This window comes from Streptosporangium sp. NPDC049248 (assembly GCF_040678965.1).
GTDB lineage: Bacteria > Actinomycetota > Actinomycetes > Streptosporangiales > Streptosporangiaceae > Streptosporangium > Streptosporangium fukuiense.
This window is the reverse complement of sequence record NZ_JBFAQY010000053.1, coordinates 17,220-34,114: the sequence shown is the minus strand read 5'-3', so window position 1 is coordinate 34,114 and position 16,895 is coordinate 17,220. Positions and strand designations below refer to the sequence as shown.

The following is a 16,895-nucleotide window of genomic DNA, read 5'->3' as shown; positions in this document are numbered from 1 at the left end:
ACCGGGATTCCCAGTGGCCACGCCAGGAATTTTGATGGCCATCAGCCAGGAGAAATCTGGCCGCTCAACTGGAGAACGGCGTGTCCGCTAGCAGCCCGGTAGCCCGGTCAGCGGATCGGTGTCCACACTCAAGGGGAAAGGCCCGAGGATCCGACCGGTGCTCATGAGGATGGCCGACAGGCACTGGAAGATATGAACTTCAGCTTTGACCGGTCGTGCTGTCACAGAAGGACGTCGCTCTCGCCGTACGAGAGGCTGCGGCCCGCCTGGCCAAGGTCAATGCGGATCCGAAGGCTGACCGACTGGACCGGGAGCGCGCCGAGTTCTCCTGGGGGCTCGCCCGTCACACCTGTTGAAACTCAGGGAATGTACACCTCGTAGTAGAAGCCCGCCGGATAAGGGCCACCCCCGCGGAACCAGTGACAGTAGAGGAGCCCGGTGTATTGACCGTTCTGCGCGGCGTCCTGGTAGGCGAGGTCGCAGGCGGCCAGGGTCTGGTAGGGGCCCTGCAGGTACCAGTCCGGTGTCGGCCAGCCCCCGGCGGTCACGGCCGCACCGGTCTGGGTGGCGGCGAAGGCGGGTGCGGTACCGGCCAGGACACCGGCGCCCAGCGCCACGGCGAGTACAGCGGAATGTAACCGGCGGATCTTCATCGTGGGACCCCTCACATCCGGGAAGGAGAACACCTTCAGATGAGCACCGGCTACCGGGCCTGAGGAGATACCGGTTCTCCATATTTCGGCCGGATGGTGCGTTCGTCGAGGCTATTTCGCCGGGCCTGAACACCTGAGCGCCCCGCTGTGCGACGCGACTACGGGGAAGGTGCGTTGCCGCACCTTCGAGCCGGAGGAGGCGGCGCACACGGTGTCGCGGATCGCTGGACATGCCCGCCGACCTCACCGGCGCCTGGCCCGTCTCAAGCCCTACGCTGACGTTCCCGAGGTACGGGAACTGCTGACCCGCTACCCCATGAGCGCCTGAGCCCGCTGACCGGCCAGTCTCCATACGGGGACCTGCCGATCAGTCCTCCAGCGGTTCTGCGCCGAGGAATCGCAGCTCCAGCATCTCTGGGGAGAAGGGAAGAGCGGTGATCCTGCTCGCCAAGGCGAACGAGCGCTCTATCGGGAAGTCGATGTGTGAGTCGTCGATGTCGTACTCGGGGTCCAGGCCGACTTCGCGCATCTCCTTGACGAAGCGGTCCGGATCATTGCCTGACCGCGCGTCCGGAAGCATCGGGTCGAACCAGACGACCGGCTGCCCGTCGACGATGTAGGCGAAAGTGTCCGAGGCGTAGTCATGACGGCAGACCGACACGACCTCGGTTCCCCGCGAGACCCGAGCCATGATCTCGGAGTCGACTGCGATCTTCCATCCTCCTGGTTCGATGACCAGGGTCCAGTCACCGACCTTCACGGCGCCGATGTAACCGGCCGCGTCGTCCCTCATGCTCTCCACCGAGCGCTCGCCCAACTCGTCGGACGTGACCTCCTCCATGGTGCTCTCGTCTACGCCGAACCGGCGGAGGACCTCCTCCGGGGAGAGATCCCGAACGAAGGACACGCAGTAGATTTCACCCAGTGCTTCGTGTTCGGAGAGCCAGGGGGATTCTTCGGGGGTCTCTGTCATCGCCACTCCTTTGATCAAGTGAGCAGCATGATCGCAGTGGTCACCGACAAAAAAGTTCGCCCCCGGCCGGCGAAGGAACGTCGAGTGATGCCCTTGGGTGACAACGACTCCGAACAAGGCTGGACGCCGGTGGATCACTGTGGACTGTCAGGCATGCTCCCGCCCTCCTGGTCTGCCTGGGGGCAAAGGGCGCAGGTTCGAACCGGCGGTGGACGTCGCGGATCCGGACCTCACCGGGCGGATGCTGGATCAGCCGGTCACCGAGTTGAGCGCGGCCAGGTAGCCGAACCGGTAGCCGTTGGCGTTGGGGTGGAGCGGAGTGGGGTTGAGGACGGGGTGGATCCAGGCTTGGCGGGAGCAGACAGCGTGCCCGGCGAAGAACGACCGGGCGTCGACGAACTGGAAGCCGGGCCTCGCCGCGCTCTGGGCGAGACTCTGGTTGAGCGCTCGGCCGAACCGGTTGAGCTGCGTGCGCTGGTACTGGTTGGGGACGATCCAGGCGCTGCAGCCGGCGGTCTCCTCGAACAGGAGCGGGTAGAGGCCTCCTGCGCGCGGATCAGGCTGAGCGGCGGATCACCAGGGTCGCGCTCTCCGACGGCACGGCGCGTCGGCTGCTGGGGCTCCTGAGGCCGTCGAGCACCGCATCGGTCAGTTCGGCGGCGATGGCGTCCATATGCTGGTTGATCGTGGTGAGCGGCGGCTCGGCGAACTGGCCCAGGGGGATGTCGTCCACCCCGATGACGGCCAGGTCGCCGGGAGCTGACAGGCCGGTGGCGCGTATGCCTGCCAGCAGGGCGATGGCGACCTCGTCGTTGAACGCGCACACCGCGGTGACGCCCTCCGCCCGCCAGGCGTGCGCGGCGTCGGCGGCGGCGGCGGTCTCCAGAGCGACCTGCCGTACGGACGGTGAGGCGAAACCGTGTTCGGCGCAGCCGCGCCTGACGCCTTCCAGACGCGGGTCGAGGAACGGACCCAGTCGGTGGTCGGCGGGAGCGGCGTATCCCAGCCGCGTATGCCCTTGGGAGACCAGATGGTCGGCCTGCATGCGGCCGATGCGGAACTGGCCGCGCGCCATCACGTTCGGCCCGTCGTCGTTGTCGCCCCAGACGTCGACCACGTACACACCGGCGCTGCGCAGATCCGCGCGATGCTCTTCGGAGACGGGGGCGAAGGAGATCACGGCGGCCGGTGCCAGGCTCTTGCCCAGCGCCGCCACCGCGCGGCCGCTGTCGATACGGGTGATCACGCTGAGGCCGTGTTGTTCCAGGTCGGCGGTGAGGTGTTCGATCAGCTCGATGGCCGTGGCGCCCAGCGGCATGTTCGCGATGAGCAGCAGCACGATGTCGCTACGGCCCAGCCGCAGAGTCCGGGCCGCCGCCGAGGGGGTGTAGCCGAGCTTTTCCACGGCGGCGTAGATCCGCTGCCGCGTTTCGGCGGGGATGGTCTGGTACGGCACGTTGTTGAGCACGTAGCTGACCGTGGTCTGCGAGACTCCGGCCTCTTTGGCCACGTCGATGGAGGTGACGCGCCGTCTCTTGGCCATCGAGTCCCCCTCGCAAGGATGCCAACGGCACTGAATCGTATCAGTGGCCCCGGCTTCAGCGTCGTGGATCGATGTGCACCTTCGGGCCTGGGCCCAGGCCGGCCGGGCGGTGTCCGGCGAGGACGTCGGCGGTCTCGGCGAGGGTGACAGTGGCCGAGACGAGCGGACGGGCGTCGACCGAGCCGTCGGCGTAGGCGGCGATCGCGCCGGCTAGACCGGCCGAGCCGCCCAGGATGCCCACGGCGGTGATGTCCCGCAGCACCAGGTCACGGGTGTCGATCGTGGACGGGGCGCCGGCCAGCCCGATGTAGACGATCCGGCGGCCGGGTTCGACGAGGTCGAGGGCCAGGGTGGGCAGTTCGGCGGCATTGGAGGCGTCGACGATGGAGTGCCAGGGGAGCGGGGGCAGCGTGGGCCGGGTCCAGACGTCGGTGAAGCCGAGCTGTCGCGCTTGGGACACGGCGTCCTGGTCACGGCCCAGCAGGTGGGTCTCGATTCCCTGGGCTCGCGCGAACAGCGCCACCAGCAGTCCGATGGTGCCTGTGCCCAGGATCAGGAGCCGTTCGCCCGGATTCAGGGTGGTGCCGAGGACGGCTCGCAGCGCGTTGCCTCCGGGTTCGGCGAGCGCGCCGAGCGTGGGATCCACTGAGTCGGGCAGGTCGTGCAGCGCGGCGGCGGGCACGGCGATCTGTTCGGCCAGCGCGCCCGGACGGCCCAGGCTGACGCCGATCTCGGCCAGGTCGGGGCAGAGGTGGTGGCGGCCGGTATGGCAGCGCTCGCAGCGTCCGCAGCCGAGCATGGTGTCACCGGTGACGCGGCGGCCGAGCCAGGCAGGGGCGACGTGGGAGCCGACGGCGGTGACGCGTCCGCACCATTCGTGGCCGGGGCGCAGCGGGTACCAGGAGCGGCCGGTGTGCAGGTAGCTCATGTTCCCGGTGAACAACTCCACGTCGGTGCCGCACACGCCGACCCGCTCGACGTCCACGACCACCTCGCCGGGCCCGGCGCTCGGGAGCTCGACCTCCTGGATCTCGGCCCTGCCCGGCCCGGTCAGGACCAGTGCGCGCATCACCGGGGTCCGACGACGCGCTGGCGCTGGCTGCCCAGGCCGTCGATGCCGAGCTCGACGAGGTCGCCGGGCTGGAGCCAGACCTGTGGGTCGAAGCCCATGCCGACACCGGGAGGGGTACCGGTGTTGAGCAGGTCGCCGGGCTCCAGCACCATGAACTGGCTGAGGTGGTGGACGATGAAGAACGGGTCGAAGATCATCGTCTTCGTGCTGCCGGTCTGCCTGCGCACGCCGTTGACGTTCAGCCACATGTCCAGGTCGCGGACGTCGGCGATCTCGTCGGGGGTGACCAGCCAGGGACCTGCCGGGTTGAAGGTCTCGGCGGACTTGCCCTTGCTCCACTGGCCGCCGCGCTCCATCTGGAAGGCGCGCTCGCTGACGTCGTTGACGACGCAGTAGCCGGCGATGCAGGAAGCGGCCTCGTCGACCGAGTCCAGGTAGGAGGTGCGCCTGCCGATCACGATGCCCAGCTCCACCTCCCAGTCGGTCTTGGTGGCGCCGCGCGGGATGCGCACGTCGTCGTACGGCCCGACGAGCGTGTTGGGGGATTTGGCGAACAGGATCGGCTCGTCTGGCACGGCCTGGCCGGTCTCGGCGGCATGGTCGCTGTAGTTCAGCCCGACGCACAGGATCTGGTGCGGCCGGGCGATAGGGGCGCCGATGCGCTCCCCGGCGAATTCGCGCGCATCGCCGCGTGCCACCCGCTCGGTCAGCAGCGCCGTCCCGCCCGCTGCGAAGAAGCGCTCTCCGAAGTCGGGGGTGACGTCGGAGACGTCGATGTAGTGGGTGTCGTCGAGCCGGACGACCGGCCTCTCGGCGCCGGGGGCGCCGATGCGCATCAGAAACATGTCAGCTTCTCCAATAGGGGACGGGCAGGCCGCGGACGCCGACTCGGGCGGTGAACAGGCGTCCGTCGAGTGGGCCGGGCTCGCTCAGCTCCTGGGTGGCGGTGGTGATGACGAGGATGTCCAGGTCGGGCCCGGCGAAGCAGGCACTGGTGGTGTGCGGTGCGCCGGTCTCGACCAAGGCCAGCAGGTCTCCGGAGGTGGTACGGCGCTCGACTCGGCCGAGCCCCCAGTTGGCGATCCAGAGGGTGCCGTCGGCGTCGGCGCACATCCCGTCCGGCAGGCCCTCGGTGATCCTGAACGCCTCTCGGCGTGGCCCGGTGTCGTAGTCGCGAACCCACACGATGCCCGAGCCGGTGTCCACGCTGTAGAGGCGGCCGTCGATCCAGGCAAGGCCGTTGGAGAGCGTCAGGTCGGTGTCGAGGTAGGTGATGCCGGTCTCGTCGAGCCGGGCGAGCACCTCCTGGCCCACCTGTCCGAGGCTGCCGATCAGGAAGCGTCCGGCCGGGTCGACCGCGCCGTCGTTGAGTCGGCCGCGGGTGCGGACCTGCGCCAGTGTGGTACGGCTACCGTCCAGGCCGACCCGGGTCAGGGCGGTTCTCTCCGCGACGATCAGCTCACCCTCGGCGGAGACGGCGACCGCGCCCACCGTGGAGTCGAACCGGTGGGAGCCGGTGACGTCGATGCGCTCGCCGTCCAGGCGACCTTCGTGGACCGCTCCCGCGACGATGTCCACCCACAGCAGGCGCTGCCGTACCGGATCCCAGACCGGCCCCTCGCCCAGGGTGTAGACGTCGGCGGAGGCGGGGGAAGCGATCATGCGGGTTCCTCGCCTGCGACGATGGCGCGGATGGCGGGCAGCTCGCTGACGAGCTTGTCCAGGGGGGTGCGGTAGGTCAGCCCGCTGACGCTGATCGCACCGCTCGGCACCGTGGGGGAGGTCAGGTACACCGGAACCGCCACGCAGTTGACGCCCGGCTCGTTCTCCTGATCGTCGGTGGCATAGCCCTGCTCGCGGACGCGGACCAGGGCGGCATGCAGGTCCTCGACCGCCCCGACGGAGTGCTCCGTCGGTCGCTCCAGCGGCTGGTCCCCCGCCCAGGCACGGACCGCGTCGAGGTCGGGCAGCGCGTAGGCGAGCAGCACCTTGCCAACGCCCGTGCAGTGCGCGGGATTGCGCCCGCCCACGACGGAGGTCAGCCGCACCGCGCCGGTGGGCGGATCGAGCTTGGAGCGGTAGACCACCGAACGCCCGTCGAGCACCGCGTAGTGCACGGTCTCGTCGAACCGCTCACACAGGGCCTCCAGGATGGGCGTCACGCGGATGTGGTCGGGCCGGGCCTGGTGGTGGGCGAAGGCCATCCGCAGGAACTCGTCGCCCAGCAGGTAGCGGCCGTGGCCGTTCCGCGCGGCGAATCCGGCGCGGCGCAGCGCGGCCAGCGCGCGGTGCACGGTCGGCTTCGGACTGGCCACAGCCCGGGCCATCTCCTCCAGTCCGATCCCGTCGGGATGGCCGGCCAGCTCGGTCAGCACCGCCAGCACCCGGTCGGATCCGACCAGCTTGGATTCATCCATATTCCGAATATTAGACCATCGTTCCGAACAGTGAAAACTGATATATTCCTAGAAATTCACCAAGGGAGGCGGGATGACCCGTAGCAGCCAGTGGTACGGCGGGAGCGACCGCAACGCCTACATTCACCGTGCCTGGATGCGGCGCGGGCTCCCGGAGCATGCCTTCGACGGTCGTCCGCACATCGCGATCGCCAATACCGCCTCCGACCTGACCCCCTGCAACATGCACCTGGACGAGGTGGCCGAGCACGTCAAACGCGGCGTGTGGGAGGCAGGCGGGGTGCCGCTGAACCTGCCGGTCGTCTCCCTCGGGGAAACCCAGGTACGGCCGACGGCCATGCTGTGGCGCAACCTGGCCGCGATGGCCATCGAGGAGATGCTGCGCGCCAACCCGATCGACGGGGTGGTGCTGCTCGGCGGCTGTGACAAGACCATCCCCGCCCTGCTCATGGCCGGCGCCTCGGTCGACCTGCCCGCGGTCGTCGTGCCCGGCGGGCCGATGCTCACCGGCCACTTCCGCGGGGTCGCGCTGGGCTGCGGCACCGACGTGTGGGCGTTGAGCGAGGAGGTCAGGGCCGGGACGCTGAGCCGGGTCGAGTTCCTGCGCTCGGAGTCGTCGATGATCCGTAGCAAGGGCCACTGCAACACGATGGGCACCGCCTCCACCATGGGCCTGCTGGCCGAGGTGCTCGGTATGACCCTGCCCGGTCTGGCCGGCACGCCCGCCCCCGACGGCCGCCTGCTGGAAGGCGCCCACGAGACCGGCCGCCTGATCGTCGACATGATCGCCGCCGGCCGTCGTCCCAGCCAGGTCATGACCCGTGGCTCGTTCCTCAACGCCGTCGTCGCCCTGGCCGCGCTCGGCGGCTCCACCAACGCCGTCGTCCACCTCCTGGCCATCGCCGGACGGCTCGGCGTCGAGCTGACCCAGGACGACTTCGACCGCTACGGCTCCGGCGTGCCGCTCCTGGTGGACCTGCAGCCCGCCGGTCGGTTCCTGATGGACGACCTGTACCGGGCAGGCGGTCTGCATGCCGTACTGAACGAGGTGCGGGACCTGCTCGACCCGGCCGCGCTGACGGTCACCGGCCGCCCGCTGGTCGAGCATCTCGGTGAGGCGACGGTCCACGACCGTGAGGTCATCCGTCCCCGGGACAAGTCGCTGCGGGAGAATGCCGGGATCGCAGTACTGTACGGCAACCTCGCCCCCGACGGCGCCGTGATCAAACCAGCCGCCGCCTCCCCCGAACTGCTGCGTCACCGCGGCCCGGCGGTCGTGTTCGACTCGATCGAGGACCTGCACGCCCGCCTGGACGACCCGGACCTGGAGGTGACCGCGGACTCGGTGCTGATCCTGCGCGGCTGCGGACCCAAGGGCTACCCGGGCATGCCGGAGGTGTCGAACATGCCGCTGCCGGCCAAGCTGCTCGCCCAGGGGGTGCGCGACATGGTGCGCGTCTGCGACGGCCGTATGAGCGGCACCGCCTACGGCACCGTCGTGCTCCATGTCGCCCCCGAGGCCGCTGCGGGCGGCCCGCTCGCCAAGGTCCGCACCGGCGACATGATCGTTCTCGACGTGCCGGGCAGGCGGATCGACGTTGAGGCCGACCTGTCCACTCGAGAACCGGTCACCACCGGTTTCGCCGCGCCCGCCCGTGGGTGGGAGCGGCTGTACGTCGACACCGTCCAGCAGGCCAATATCGGTGCCGACCTCGATTTCCTCATCGGCTCCAGCGGTGACCGGGTGGCCCGCGAATCCCACTGAAGGGACCCTCCATGCGCACCGCACTCATAACCGGCGGGGTCAGCGGCCTGGGCAAGGCCGCCGCCGTCCGCCTGGAAGCCGACGGGGTCAAAGTGATCACGCTCGACGTCGCCGACGGTGCCGACCTGGTCGTGGACGTCACCGACGCCGCCGCCGTCCAGGCCGCCGCCGACGAGGTCGGCCCAATCGACATCCTGGTCAACTCCGCCGGAATCGTCGGGCCGAACGCCCCGTTGTGGCAGATCCCGCTGGACGGCTGGCGGCGCACGTTCGCGGTGAACGTCGACGGCACCTTCCACACCTGCCGCGCCTTCGCTCCCGGCATGCGCGAGCGCGGCTGGGGACGGATCGTCAACCTCGCCAGCATGGCCGGCAAGGACGGCAACCCGAACATGGCGCCGTACTCCGCCTCCAAGGCGGCCGTCATCGGGGTGACCAAGTCGCTGGGCAAGGAACTGGCCACCAGCGGTGTCCTGGTCAACGCCATCGCACCGGCGGTGATCGAGACCCCGATGAACGCCGACACCGGTACCGAGGCCCTGGCCCACATCACCGACCTCATCCCGATGCGCCGCGTCGGCCGAGCCGAGGAAGTCGCCGAGCTGATCGCCTGGCTGGCCTCCGACAAGGTCAGCTTCTCCACCGGCGCCGTCTACGACATCAGCGGCGGCCGGGCCACGTACTGAGCGGTCAGGGCCGGCCGTCGTCCAGGTGTGCTCCGTTGGTGGCGGCCACCCTCCCCAACCAGTGCAAGCTGGGCTTCGGGGTGCGTGCGAAGGTTTCCCGGTCCACGCTGACCAGGCCGGAGTTCATGGCGTAGCCGGCGTGCCCCAGAGTCTGTGGGTAGTACTCCCATCCGGTCTGGAAGGTGCGCTCGTTGCGGGCGGCCTTGATCGGGCCGTTCGGTCCGAAGACCATCCGGGTGTAGGTCTGCACGCCCACGAAGTCGTCGTCCTTCGACTCGAACCGTGTGTCGAAGATCCCGCCGACCTCGGTCACCGGATGCCTTCCTTGCGCAGGCGGGCCGCCATGCGGTCGAGGGTGGCGTGCGCGATGTCGAGACCGACCAGGTTGAGGTGGCCGTGCAGCACACCCGGCGACATGACCTGCTCGACCTCCACCCCGGCGGCGCGCAGTTGCTCGGCGAAGATTTCACCGCTGCCGCGCAGGCTGTCGAACTCGTCGTTGTCGATGTAGGTGGGCGGAAAACCGCGTAGGTCCTCGGCGTGGCCGGGGAAGGCGTACGGCGAGGCCGTCTCGACCGCGCCGCCGTCCAGGAAGGTGGCGAACACCTGAGCCAGGAGCTCCTTCGGGATGCTCAGCCCGGCGGGCAGCTCGGCCAGAGCCGCGGCCAGTTCGGCCGAGGGCGCGGGCAGCGGAGCATGCACCAGCGGGTAGAGGAGCAGCGCCTGCCAGGGCGCCTCGCCTTCATCGCGCAGCCGCAGAGCCGCTCCGGCAGCCAGGTTGCCGCCGGCGCTGGCGCCTCCCAGCGCGACGCGGGCCGCATCGACGCCGAGGTCCGCGGCGTGCTCCCGCACCCAGCGATAGGCGGTGACGACGTCGTCGAGCGGATCGGGGAAGTGCACCTCCTCGTTGCACAGGCGGTACTCGACGGAGACCACGACGGCGTTCGCTCTCCCGGCGACACCTCGGCCGGTCTCGTGAGCCTCGGGCATGTCCAGGTCGCCGCCGACCCAGGCGCCGCCGTGCAGCCACACCAGGCACGGCCGGTCGAACGCCTCGCTCACGGGGCGGTAGATCCGCAGCCGGAGAGCGCCACCCGGCCCCTGGATCTCGCGATCCTCGATGTTCAGGTCCCACGTCTCGGGCGGGCCGAACGGCGCCCCCAGCATCTCGAATGTCTCCACGCCGGGTTCCTGCGCGGCGAAGCGCTCAAGCCGTACGGCGAGTTCCGGATGGAGCTCGTGGTTGCTCATGCTGTTTCCTTCTGCGCGGCCGCGGTGAGTGCGGTGACGGTTTCCGATGTGAGCCCGAGGATGGGCCCGACGAACTTGCCGAGCGGGATCTGGCTTACGGCGGACAGCACGTGCGGGTCGACGTCGTCGAGCTTGACGGCACCCGGGTGTGCCGTGAGCCGGTCACGGAGGAGCTTGCCGCCGACCGGATGGTCGAGCCATTCGCCGAGCGAGGAGGCGGCGGTCAGCTCGTCGGCGATGCCCTCGCCGAGCGTGGACAACTCGGCCCGCAGCCGGATGTCGCGGGAGGAGGCGCCCACCTCGACCGTGAACGTGCCGGGGTCGATGCGCCAGCCACCCCGCTGAGTGGAGTACCAGGCCAGGTCGCGGCCGACGAGCCGGAACTCCGCCCGCGCCGAGGCGCCGGGTTCCAGCGCCAGCTTGGCGAAGCCGCGCAGTTCGTGCCGGGGCCGGGTGGGGTGAGGCTCGTCGAAGGCGACGTAGAGCTGGACGACTTCCTCGCCGTGGCGAGGGCCGGTGTTGGTGACGGTGGTGCGGACCGTCCAGGAGTTGTCGCCGGTCTGCTCCACCTCCAGGTCGCTGTAGGAGAAGGTCGTGTAGCTCAGCCCGTGCCCGAAGGGGTAGGCCACCGGCAGGTCCAGCGTGTCGTAGTGGCGGTAGCCGACGTAGCGGCCCTCGCCGTGGACCGTGTGCCGGTCCTGGCCGGGGAAGTACAGGTAGGAGGGCACGTCCTGGAGCCGGAGCGGGATGGACTCGGTCAGCTTGCCCGACGGGCTGCAGGCGCCGTAGAGCAGGTCGGCCAGCGCGGCGCCGCCCGCTTGGCCGCCGAGCCAGGCTTCCAGTACGGCCTGTGCGTCGTCCTGCCAGTCGGCCACCGAGACCACCGCGCCGTTGGCCAGCACGACCGCGACCTTGCGGCAGACCGCGGCGACCGAGCGCAGTAGTTCCACCTGGCAGCGGGGGAGTTCGATGTCCGTGCGGTCGCGTCCCTCGGTCTCCGACTCCTCCGGCAGACCGAGGAAGAGCAGCGCGACATCCGCCTGCGCGGCGTGTGCCACGGCCTCGTCCGTCAGCCCGGGGTCGGGCGCGCCGGTCAGGGGGAAACCGGGGGAGAAGGTCAGCTTCAGGTCCGGGCCCGCCGCCTGCCGTAACGCGTCCCAGACGTTGTCCAGGCGGGTGGGCGTCACTCGGGAGCTGCCGTGGCCCTGGTAGCGGGGGTCCGGGCGAACTCGCCGATGACCGCCACCGTGAGGTGCGCCGCCGGGTCGAGCGGCAACAGGCCGCCGTCGTTCTTCAGCAGGACCGCGCCCGCACGGGCCGCCTCGCGGGCCAACTCGTGGTGGGCGTCCACGTCCCAGTCGTCGAAGCGCTGCGCACGGTCCACCCGTTCCCGCAGCTGAAGCACGCGCGTGGCGGCGGCGGTGACGGCCGCCCGGTCCAGGCGGCCATCCTCGACCGCCGCCACGACCTGGCGATCGGTGCCGTCCGGCGGCATCTGCAGGTCGAGCCCGGCCGCCAGAGCCGCGGCCCGGTCGTCGACGGCGCCCCAGTCGGACATGACCAGGCCGTCGAAACCCCACTCCTGGCGCAGCACCTGCGTCAGCAGCCACAGGTTCTCGCACGCGTACACGCCGTTGATCCGGTTGTAGGAGGCCATCACGGTGTACGGCCCGGCCTCGCGCACGACGTGTTCGAAAGCGGACAGGTACAGCTCGCGCAGCGTGCGCTCGTCGACGTCCGCGCTGACGCGCATCCGGTCGGTCTCCTGGTTGTTCACGGCGAAGTGCTTGACGCAGGCGCCGACGCCCAGCGACTGGATGCCCTCGACGAGCGCCGCCCCCATGACGCCGCTGACATGCGGGTCCTCGGAGAAGTACTCGAAGTTGCGCCCGCACAGGGGGCTGCGCTTGATGTTGATCCCGGGGCCCAGGATCACGTCGACGCCGAGTGCCGAAGCCTCCCGGGCCAGGGCGGTGCCCATTCGGCGCACGAGTGCGGGATCCCAGGTCGATCCAGACGTGACGGCGGGCGGAAAGCAGGTCGCGGGCACGCCGGCGGACAGCAGCGACTCGTCCTGCGCGCGCCTGAGTCCGTGCGGGCCGTCCGAGAGGTGAAGCGATCGGACCACGTCGCGGACGGCGGTGGTGGTCCAGGCCGTGCCGCCCGAGGTGAGGGAGGCCTGTTCGGCGAGAGTGAGATCCGTGACCCGGTCAGACATCATGCCCACCGCGCCGCTTGCGACTCGATGGCGGTGTGCCGTTCGTGGTCACCCAGCACATCGCGGTCCATCCCGCTGACGAGCAGGCAGAACGACAGGCCGGTCTCCGGGTCGGCCCAGGCGGACTGCCCGCCCGCCCCGCCGTGGCCGAACGCGCCCGGCACGCCCACCGCGCGTAGCCTCGGGTCGTTGGCGATGGCCGATGTTCTCTCCGAGTCGGCATCCAGGACGGCCACGTCGACCGGTTGCCCGAACAGCGCTTCGAGCACCTCCATCGAGCGGGTCCCGGTCGTGGTCACGAGCTTGAGGTCTGCCTGCCTGTCGATCGGCACGCCCAGTTCCAGCCGGTCGAGTCCGAGCGGGTCGAGGATCCGGGCACGGAGTGCCTGCCGGTAGTCCTGGCCGGTCACCCGGTGGATCACCTCGGCCAGCACCCAGTGCGCCGAGGTGGCGTGGTACATGTAGCGGGTTCCCGGCTGCCATTCGAGCCGCCAGGCCGCCATCTGGGCGGCTCGCTGTTCGCGGGAGGCGATGGCGTCGAGGTCGATGGCGGCGCCGGGAAAGCCGCAGGTGTGCAGCAGTACCTGTTCGAGGGTGATCACGTCTTTGCCGTGGGCGCCGAACTCGGGCCACAGCTCGGCCACTCGGGTGTCCAGGCCGATCAGGTCTTCGCCGATCAGTTGCCACAGCAGCGAGGCCACGACTGGTTTGGTGGCTGAGAACAGGCAGAAGCGGTCGGTGTCGCGGGCGTCGCCGAACGACTCGAACGCCAGGATCTCTCCGTGCCGGGCGACGGCGAACTGCGCGGCGGGCCAGATGCCGTCGTCCACGGCCCGCTGGATCTGATCACGTATCACCGTCAAGATCTCCTTGGTGACAGAGAGTCGCTTATACGTCTCAGTGCTTCTGGAGAAGGAATCTAACTCCGGCCGTAGGGCGAGACAAGAGGGAATTGAAACGTTTTATTAACAGATCAGGGGAGGCGCCCGAGTCTGCGGGCGATGACGACGGCCTCGTGCCGGGTCTCAGCCCGGCTTTCCCATCAGATCCTCCCGAGGGGACCGTCGCCTTCATACTCCAGTGACACTTCGGGATCACGGTTGGGATCTGCGCTGGTAGTGGCAGCGGCGGGCGGTGGCTTGATGGCGTCGGCGCCATTGTGACCAGTGCAGAACCTGCGCTGCGGTGCGGTGGGGGTTCAGAATGAGGACGGTCAGCAGTCGGCGGATCTCGGGCATGGTCAACGCGATGTACTCCTCGTCGCAGGGGCGCTGGGTGGCGGCGATCGCGGCCAAGAAGGCCAGGGCGAGCATGGCCAGGGTGATGTGCCGGTACCAGGCCGTCCAACCGCGTACCTGGTAGTGATCCAGCCCGACCTGGCCTTTGGCCGCTTGGAAGGACTCCTCGACCGCCCATCGGATACCCGCGATCTTCACCAGGGCCGTCAGCGGCATCGGCGTGGGCGCCTGGCAGCGGTAGAAGGCGAACTCGCCGGTGGTCAGGTTGCGGCGGATCAGTAGCCACCGGTATCCGGTGGGCGCGGTTTCGTCGATGCGTGCCCGGGCCCGGGCGTACCAGCGTGGGCCCTTGGCGCCTTGACCGGCGCGGTAGTGGTACCAGTGCCGGTCGGCGAGGTCGGCGATGATGTCGGCCGCGCTGCGGTCGGCGCCCTCCAGGTTCACCCGCCGGTTGCCCGCGATGGCCAGCACGTAGCCGATCCGCCGCCGCTCCAGCAGGGTGCGCAGGCGCGGGTCTTGGCCGTAGACCTCATCGCCTCTTGGCGCCTCCGGAACCGGCCGCCTGACCGGGTGAGGCCCTGCCGGTGCCGCCGGGCGCAGCCGGCGGCTGTCTTACCGGGTAGCTGGGTGGGCTCTCCGGTCAAGCCGGCCTCCTTGACCGATCTGCCCTTGGGAACGGACGGTTCCGCTCTGCCCGGCCGTCCCCGGAGCCTGTCACGGGCGCGGCGCCCGCGCTGGGCAGGGAGTCTCGGGGCACGTCAGAGCTCGTGTGCTCGCAGGAAGTCCCGGATGGCGCGGGTGTACTCGGTCGGCCCCTCCAGGTTGGCGTAGTGGGCCGCGCCGTCGATCTCCAGGTATGCGCCGTGTGGCACGACCCCGGCGAGGCGCCGGCCGTTCTCCCGATGATCCGGTCCGTCGAGGGCGCCGTTGAGGGCGAGCACCGGCACCTGAATTCGGTTCGCCCGCTCCCAGGTGCGCGTGACCGGCGTCGGAGGAGTCGGTGGCAGCGGCGCGCCATGGTCGTCGAGCCGGAGGTGGCCGAGAGTGTCGCGTGCCATCCGCTCGATCAGGGCGTCGACGGCGGGATCGACATCGCCGCGGTCGCGATAGGGGCCATGGGTGAATCGCATGAAGACCTCGATCCAGGCCTCCGCGTCCCCCTCCGTCTCGGCCCGTCTCCACGCGCCGAAAGCGTCCAGCGACCACCGGTCCGTGAAGATCGGCTCGCTCGTGCCCGTGCCGGACACGACGAGTGCGGCGCATCGGTCGGGATACTCCAACGCGATGTCCACCGCGGTGCCGCCTCCCATGGAGACACCGGCGAGAACCGCCCGGTCGATGTCCAGCGCGTCCAGTACCGCGACGACATCGTCGGCGAGCCGATACGGCGCATCGGCATCGGACGAGTCGCCGTGACCACGGGCGTCCGGCGCGATGACGCGACGCTCGGGGAACGCCGCGAGCTGCGGGCTCCACATCCGGTGGTCGACGGCGCCGCCGTGGAGCAGGACGAGCGGAGTGCGGTGCTCGTCGGCGGACGCGGGGACGTCGACGAGGTGGACCGTCTGGCCGGTGAGGGAGATGGTGCGAGGGATCATGACAACCAAGGTGTCATAATTCATTCGCATATGGCAACCGAAGTGTCATAATCGTGCGATGAGTGCTCCGCTGCCGCCAGACCGCCTCGCCGCTCGTCTCGCCGAGGTGTATCTGATCGTCGGCCCCCTCTACCGCAAGGCCTCACGGGCCGTGGAGCGGGACCAGCCGATCACGGGGATGTCGGTCGGGGTCCGGGCGGTGCTGGAGCAGCTGCATCGCGAGGGGGATTTGACCGTCCCGGCGATCGCCGCGTCCCAGGAGCTGAGCCGCCAGTTCGTGCAGCGCATGGTCCACGAGGCACGGGAAGCCGGCTTCGTCGAGCTGGTCGACAATCCTCGCCACCTCCGCTCCTCGCTGGTCCGGCTCGCCGACGAAGGACGGGCCGCCATCGCGGCGGTGATCGCCCGCGAGCATCGGCTGTTGAGCCGCGCGGCCGGCGACCTCACCGACGCCGACGTCGATACCGCGCTTCGCGTGCTGCGATCCATGCTCGCCGGCGTGAACGACGTACTGCGGTCCCGGGCCGAATCGACGGAAGCCGCGCCCGACGCCTGCTGAACCGGGCCTCGCGCCGGTGCGCACGACGGCCTGCTGTGCGTGACGGACACGAGGACGACGACCGGGCCGTTCCCGGTGCGCTCGAAGGCGATCGGGGTGCCGTCGGCGGACACGACCATGTCCTCGGTGCGGGTGTGTGCGGAATCGTGTTTCGTCATTCGCGGTCTCCGTTCTTGTTCCGGTACGGGGGAGCGGGAGGGCTCGCCCGAGCTCTCCGCCGTCGAGGCGAGCCCTCCCGGCGTCGACTATCGGCGGGTCATCGTGGAGGGGTAGCCGCCGTCGCCGGGGTAGACCCACGCTCCGTCGAGCACGCGGTCCTCGTCCTCGAAAGTTCCGCGGAAGTAGGCCGGGCCGCCCTTGGCCCCCGCCCAGATCGTGAGCGTGTCGCCGTCGATCTCATAGACGTAGTCGAGCGTGTTGCCCATTGAGTCGTAGAACCGGGAGACGACGTCCGCGCCGGCCGGCTCTCCGAAGGGGTGGAGGTGCCCGATGACCTCGAGGCCGGTGATGCTCTGGCCGAACTGTCGCAGCTCCACGTGCTGCAGCAGGAAGTGCCGGCCGGCCATCCATTCGTATCGGATGACGCCCTCGGCGCCTCCGGTGACGGTCCACTCGCCGACGAGCCTGTCGAGCGCGGCCACCGCGCTGCTGGGTGCGGGCTGCTCGCCGAGGCCGTAGGCGTCGATCTCCTCGGCGGTGACGTTGTCGAGCGGGGTGTCGTTCATGCTGCGTCCTTTCGTGGGCGGCCCGGCGGGTCGCGTTCACCGACACGTCGGAGACCCACGGCGGCGATTGACATCAGGTCGCGAGAAAGTTCCAGGAGGCCTGGGCGCGGTGCGGAGATCGGGCCGGGATGTAAAGAAGCCCTGCTCGACTCCGAGGTATCGGTGCAACGTCACTTCCGTCGTACGAAGGAGAACAC

Annotated in this window: 20 protein-coding genes; 5 read left to right on the top strand and 15 right to left on the bottom strand. The window is 69.8% G+C overall.

Annotation, left to right across the window (positions count from 1 at the left end):
• Positions 1-359: 359 nt before the first annotated feature.
• On the bottom strand, positions 360-653 hold the full coding sequence (locus tag AB0K21_RS43555) for a hypothetical protein (RefSeq protein WP_343983668.1): 294 nt from the start codon (positions 651-653) through the stop codon (positions 360-362).
• 169 nt (positions 654-822) lie between these two features.
• On the opposite strand from AB0K21_RS43555, the gene AB0K21_RS43550 reads away from it, so the two are divergent.
• Positions 823-981: a hypothetical protein gene (locus tag AB0K21_RS43550; protein ID WP_343983671.1), complete on the top strand. Its 159-nt coding sequence runs from the start codon at positions 823-825 to the stop codon at positions 979-981.
• Positions 982-1,020: 39 nt separating this feature from the next.
• Here AB0K21_RS43550 and AB0K21_RS43545 read toward each other — a convergent pair whose 3' ends face one another.
• The 6 genes from AB0K21_RS43545 to AB0K21_RS43520 all read right to left on the bottom strand — a co-directional run bounded on the left by AB0K21_RS43545 (position 1,021) and on the right by AB0K21_RS43520 (position 6,658).
• The gene (locus tag AB0K21_RS43545; protein ID WP_343983673.1) at positions 1,021-1,626 is read right to left on the bottom strand and encodes a DUF6461 domain-containing protein; all 606 of its coding nucleotides are present in this window, start codon (positions 1,624-1,626) and stop codon (positions 1,021-1,023) included.
• Positions 1,627-2,182: 556 nt separating this feature from the next.
• The gene (locus tag AB0K21_RS43540) at positions 2,183-3,169 is read right to left on the bottom strand and encodes a LacI family DNA-binding transcriptional regulator (RefSeq protein WP_343983676.1); all 987 of its coding nucleotides are present in this window, start codon (positions 3,167-3,169) and stop codon (positions 2,183-2,185) included.
• Positions 3,170-3,224: 55 nt separating this feature from the next.
• Positions 3,225-4,238 carry an alcohol dehydrogenase catalytic domain-containing protein gene (locus AB0K21_RS43535; protein ID WP_343983679.1) on the bottom strand — a complete coding sequence of 338 codons (1,014 nt, stop codon included), beginning with the start codon at positions 4,236-4,238 and terminating at the stop codon, positions 3,225-3,227.
• Positions 4,238-5,086 carry a fumarylacetoacetate hydrolase family protein gene (locus AB0K21_RS43530; RefSeq protein ID WP_364158884.1) on the bottom strand — a complete coding sequence of 283 codons (849 nt, stop codon included), beginning with the start codon at positions 5,084-5,086 and terminating at the stop codon, positions 4,238-4,240. The genes AB0K21_RS43535 and AB0K21_RS43530 overlap by 1 nt, the downstream gene beginning before the upstream one ends.
• Position 5,087: 1 nt before the next feature.
• Complete coding sequence (locus AB0K21_RS43525; protein WP_343983685.1) at positions 5,088-5,903, bottom strand: SMP-30/gluconolactonase/LRE family protein; 816 nt, start codon at positions 5,901-5,903, stop codon at positions 5,088-5,090.
• Positions 5,900-6,658: an IclR family transcriptional regulator gene (locus tag AB0K21_RS43520; protein WP_364158881.1), complete on the bottom strand. Its 759-nt coding sequence runs from the start codon at positions 6,656-6,658 to the stop codon at positions 5,900-5,902. Before AB0K21_RS43520 ends, AB0K21_RS43525 begins: the two co-directional genes overlap by 4 nt.
• Before the next feature lie 73 nt (positions 6,659-6,731).
• Here AB0K21_RS43520 and AB0K21_RS43515 point away from each other — a divergent pair, with 73 nt between their 5' ends.
• Both AB0K21_RS43515 and AB0K21_RS43510 read left to right on the top strand, forming a co-directional pair.
• Positions 6,732-8,423: an IlvD/Edd family dehydratase gene (locus AB0K21_RS43515; protein ID WP_364158878.1), complete on the top strand. Its 1,692-nt coding sequence runs from the start codon at positions 6,732-6,734 to the stop codon at positions 8,421-8,423.
• Between the two features lie 11 nt (positions 8,424-8,434).
• The gene (locus AB0K21_RS43510; RefSeq protein WP_343983694.1) at positions 8,435-9,109 is read left to right on the top strand and encodes an SDR family NAD(P)-dependent oxidoreductase; all 675 of its coding nucleotides are present in this window, start codon (positions 8,435-8,437) and stop codon (positions 9,107-9,109) included.
• A gap of 4 nt (positions 9,110-9,113) precedes the next feature.
• On the opposite strand, the gene AB0K21_RS43505 is transcribed toward AB0K21_RS43510, so the two are convergent.
• From AB0K21_RS43505 to AB0K21_RS43475, 7 genes are all read right to left on the bottom strand, one after another.
• Positions 9,114-9,422 (bottom strand): hypothetical protein, encoded by a 309-nt coding sequence (locus AB0K21_RS43505; RefSeq protein ID WP_364158875.1) that lies wholly within the window; start codon positions 9,420-9,422, stop codon positions 9,114-9,116.
• Positions 9,419-10,360, bottom strand: a complete 942-nt coding sequence (locus AB0K21_RS43500; protein ID WP_364158872.1) for an alpha/beta hydrolase fold domain-containing protein — start codon at positions 10,358-10,360, stop codon at positions 9,419-9,421. Before AB0K21_RS43500 ends, AB0K21_RS43505 begins: the two co-directional genes overlap by 4 nt.
• Positions 10,357-11,547 carry a glycoside hydrolase family 3 C-terminal domain-containing protein gene (locus AB0K21_RS43495; protein WP_364158869.1) on the bottom strand — a complete coding sequence of 397 codons (1,191 nt, stop codon included), beginning with the start codon at positions 11,545-11,547 and terminating at the stop codon, positions 10,357-10,359. Before AB0K21_RS43495 ends, AB0K21_RS43500 begins: the two co-directional genes overlap by 4 nt.
• Entirely contained in the window at positions 11,544-12,578 is a 1,035-nt protein-coding gene (locus AB0K21_RS43490; RefSeq protein WP_364158866.1) for a glycoside hydrolase family 3 N-terminal domain-containing protein, read from the bottom strand. The genes AB0K21_RS43495 and AB0K21_RS43490 overlap by 4 nt, the downstream gene beginning before the upstream one ends.
• Positions 12,578-13,435 carry a serine hydrolase domain-containing protein gene (locus AB0K21_RS43485; RefSeq protein ID WP_364158863.1) on the bottom strand — a complete coding sequence of 286 codons (858 nt, stop codon included), beginning with the start codon at positions 13,433-13,435 and terminating at the stop codon, positions 12,578-12,580. The genes AB0K21_RS43490 and AB0K21_RS43485 overlap by 1 nt, the downstream gene beginning before the upstream one ends.
• 237 nt (positions 13,436-13,672) lie before the next feature.
• Positions 13,673-14,287 (bottom strand): hypothetical protein, encoded by a 615-nt coding sequence (locus AB0K21_RS43480; protein ID WP_364158860.1) that lies wholly within the window; start codon positions 14,285-14,287, stop codon positions 13,673-13,675.
• 287 nt (positions 14,288-14,574) lie between these two features.
• Positions 14,575-15,414 (bottom strand): alpha/beta hydrolase, encoded by an 840-nt coding sequence (locus tag AB0K21_RS43475; RefSeq protein ID WP_364158857.1) that lies wholly within the window; start codon positions 15,412-15,414, stop codon positions 14,575-14,577.
• Between the two features lie 58 nt (positions 15,415-15,472).
• Between AB0K21_RS43475 and AB0K21_RS43470 the strand changes: the two genes are divergently transcribed.
• On the top strand, positions 15,473-15,973 hold the full coding sequence (locus AB0K21_RS43470) for a helix-turn-helix domain-containing protein (protein WP_364158854.1): 501 nt from the start codon (positions 15,473-15,475) through the stop codon (positions 15,971-15,973).
• Between the two features lie 39 nt (positions 15,974-16,012).
• Positions 16,013-16,246: a hypothetical protein gene (locus AB0K21_RS43465; protein ID WP_364158851.1), complete on the top strand. Its 234-nt coding sequence runs from the start codon at positions 16,013-16,015 to the stop codon at positions 16,244-16,246.
• Here the strand turns inward: AB0K21_RS43465 and AB0K21_RS43460 are convergent.
• A complete protein-coding gene (locus AB0K21_RS43460; protein ID WP_364158848.1) occupies positions 16,219-16,698 on the bottom strand; it encodes a hypothetical protein in 480 nt (159 codons plus the stop codon). The two genes, AB0K21_RS43465 and AB0K21_RS43460, sit on opposite strands and share 28 nt — an antisense overlap.
• Positions 16,699-16,895: the final 197 nt, after the last annotated feature.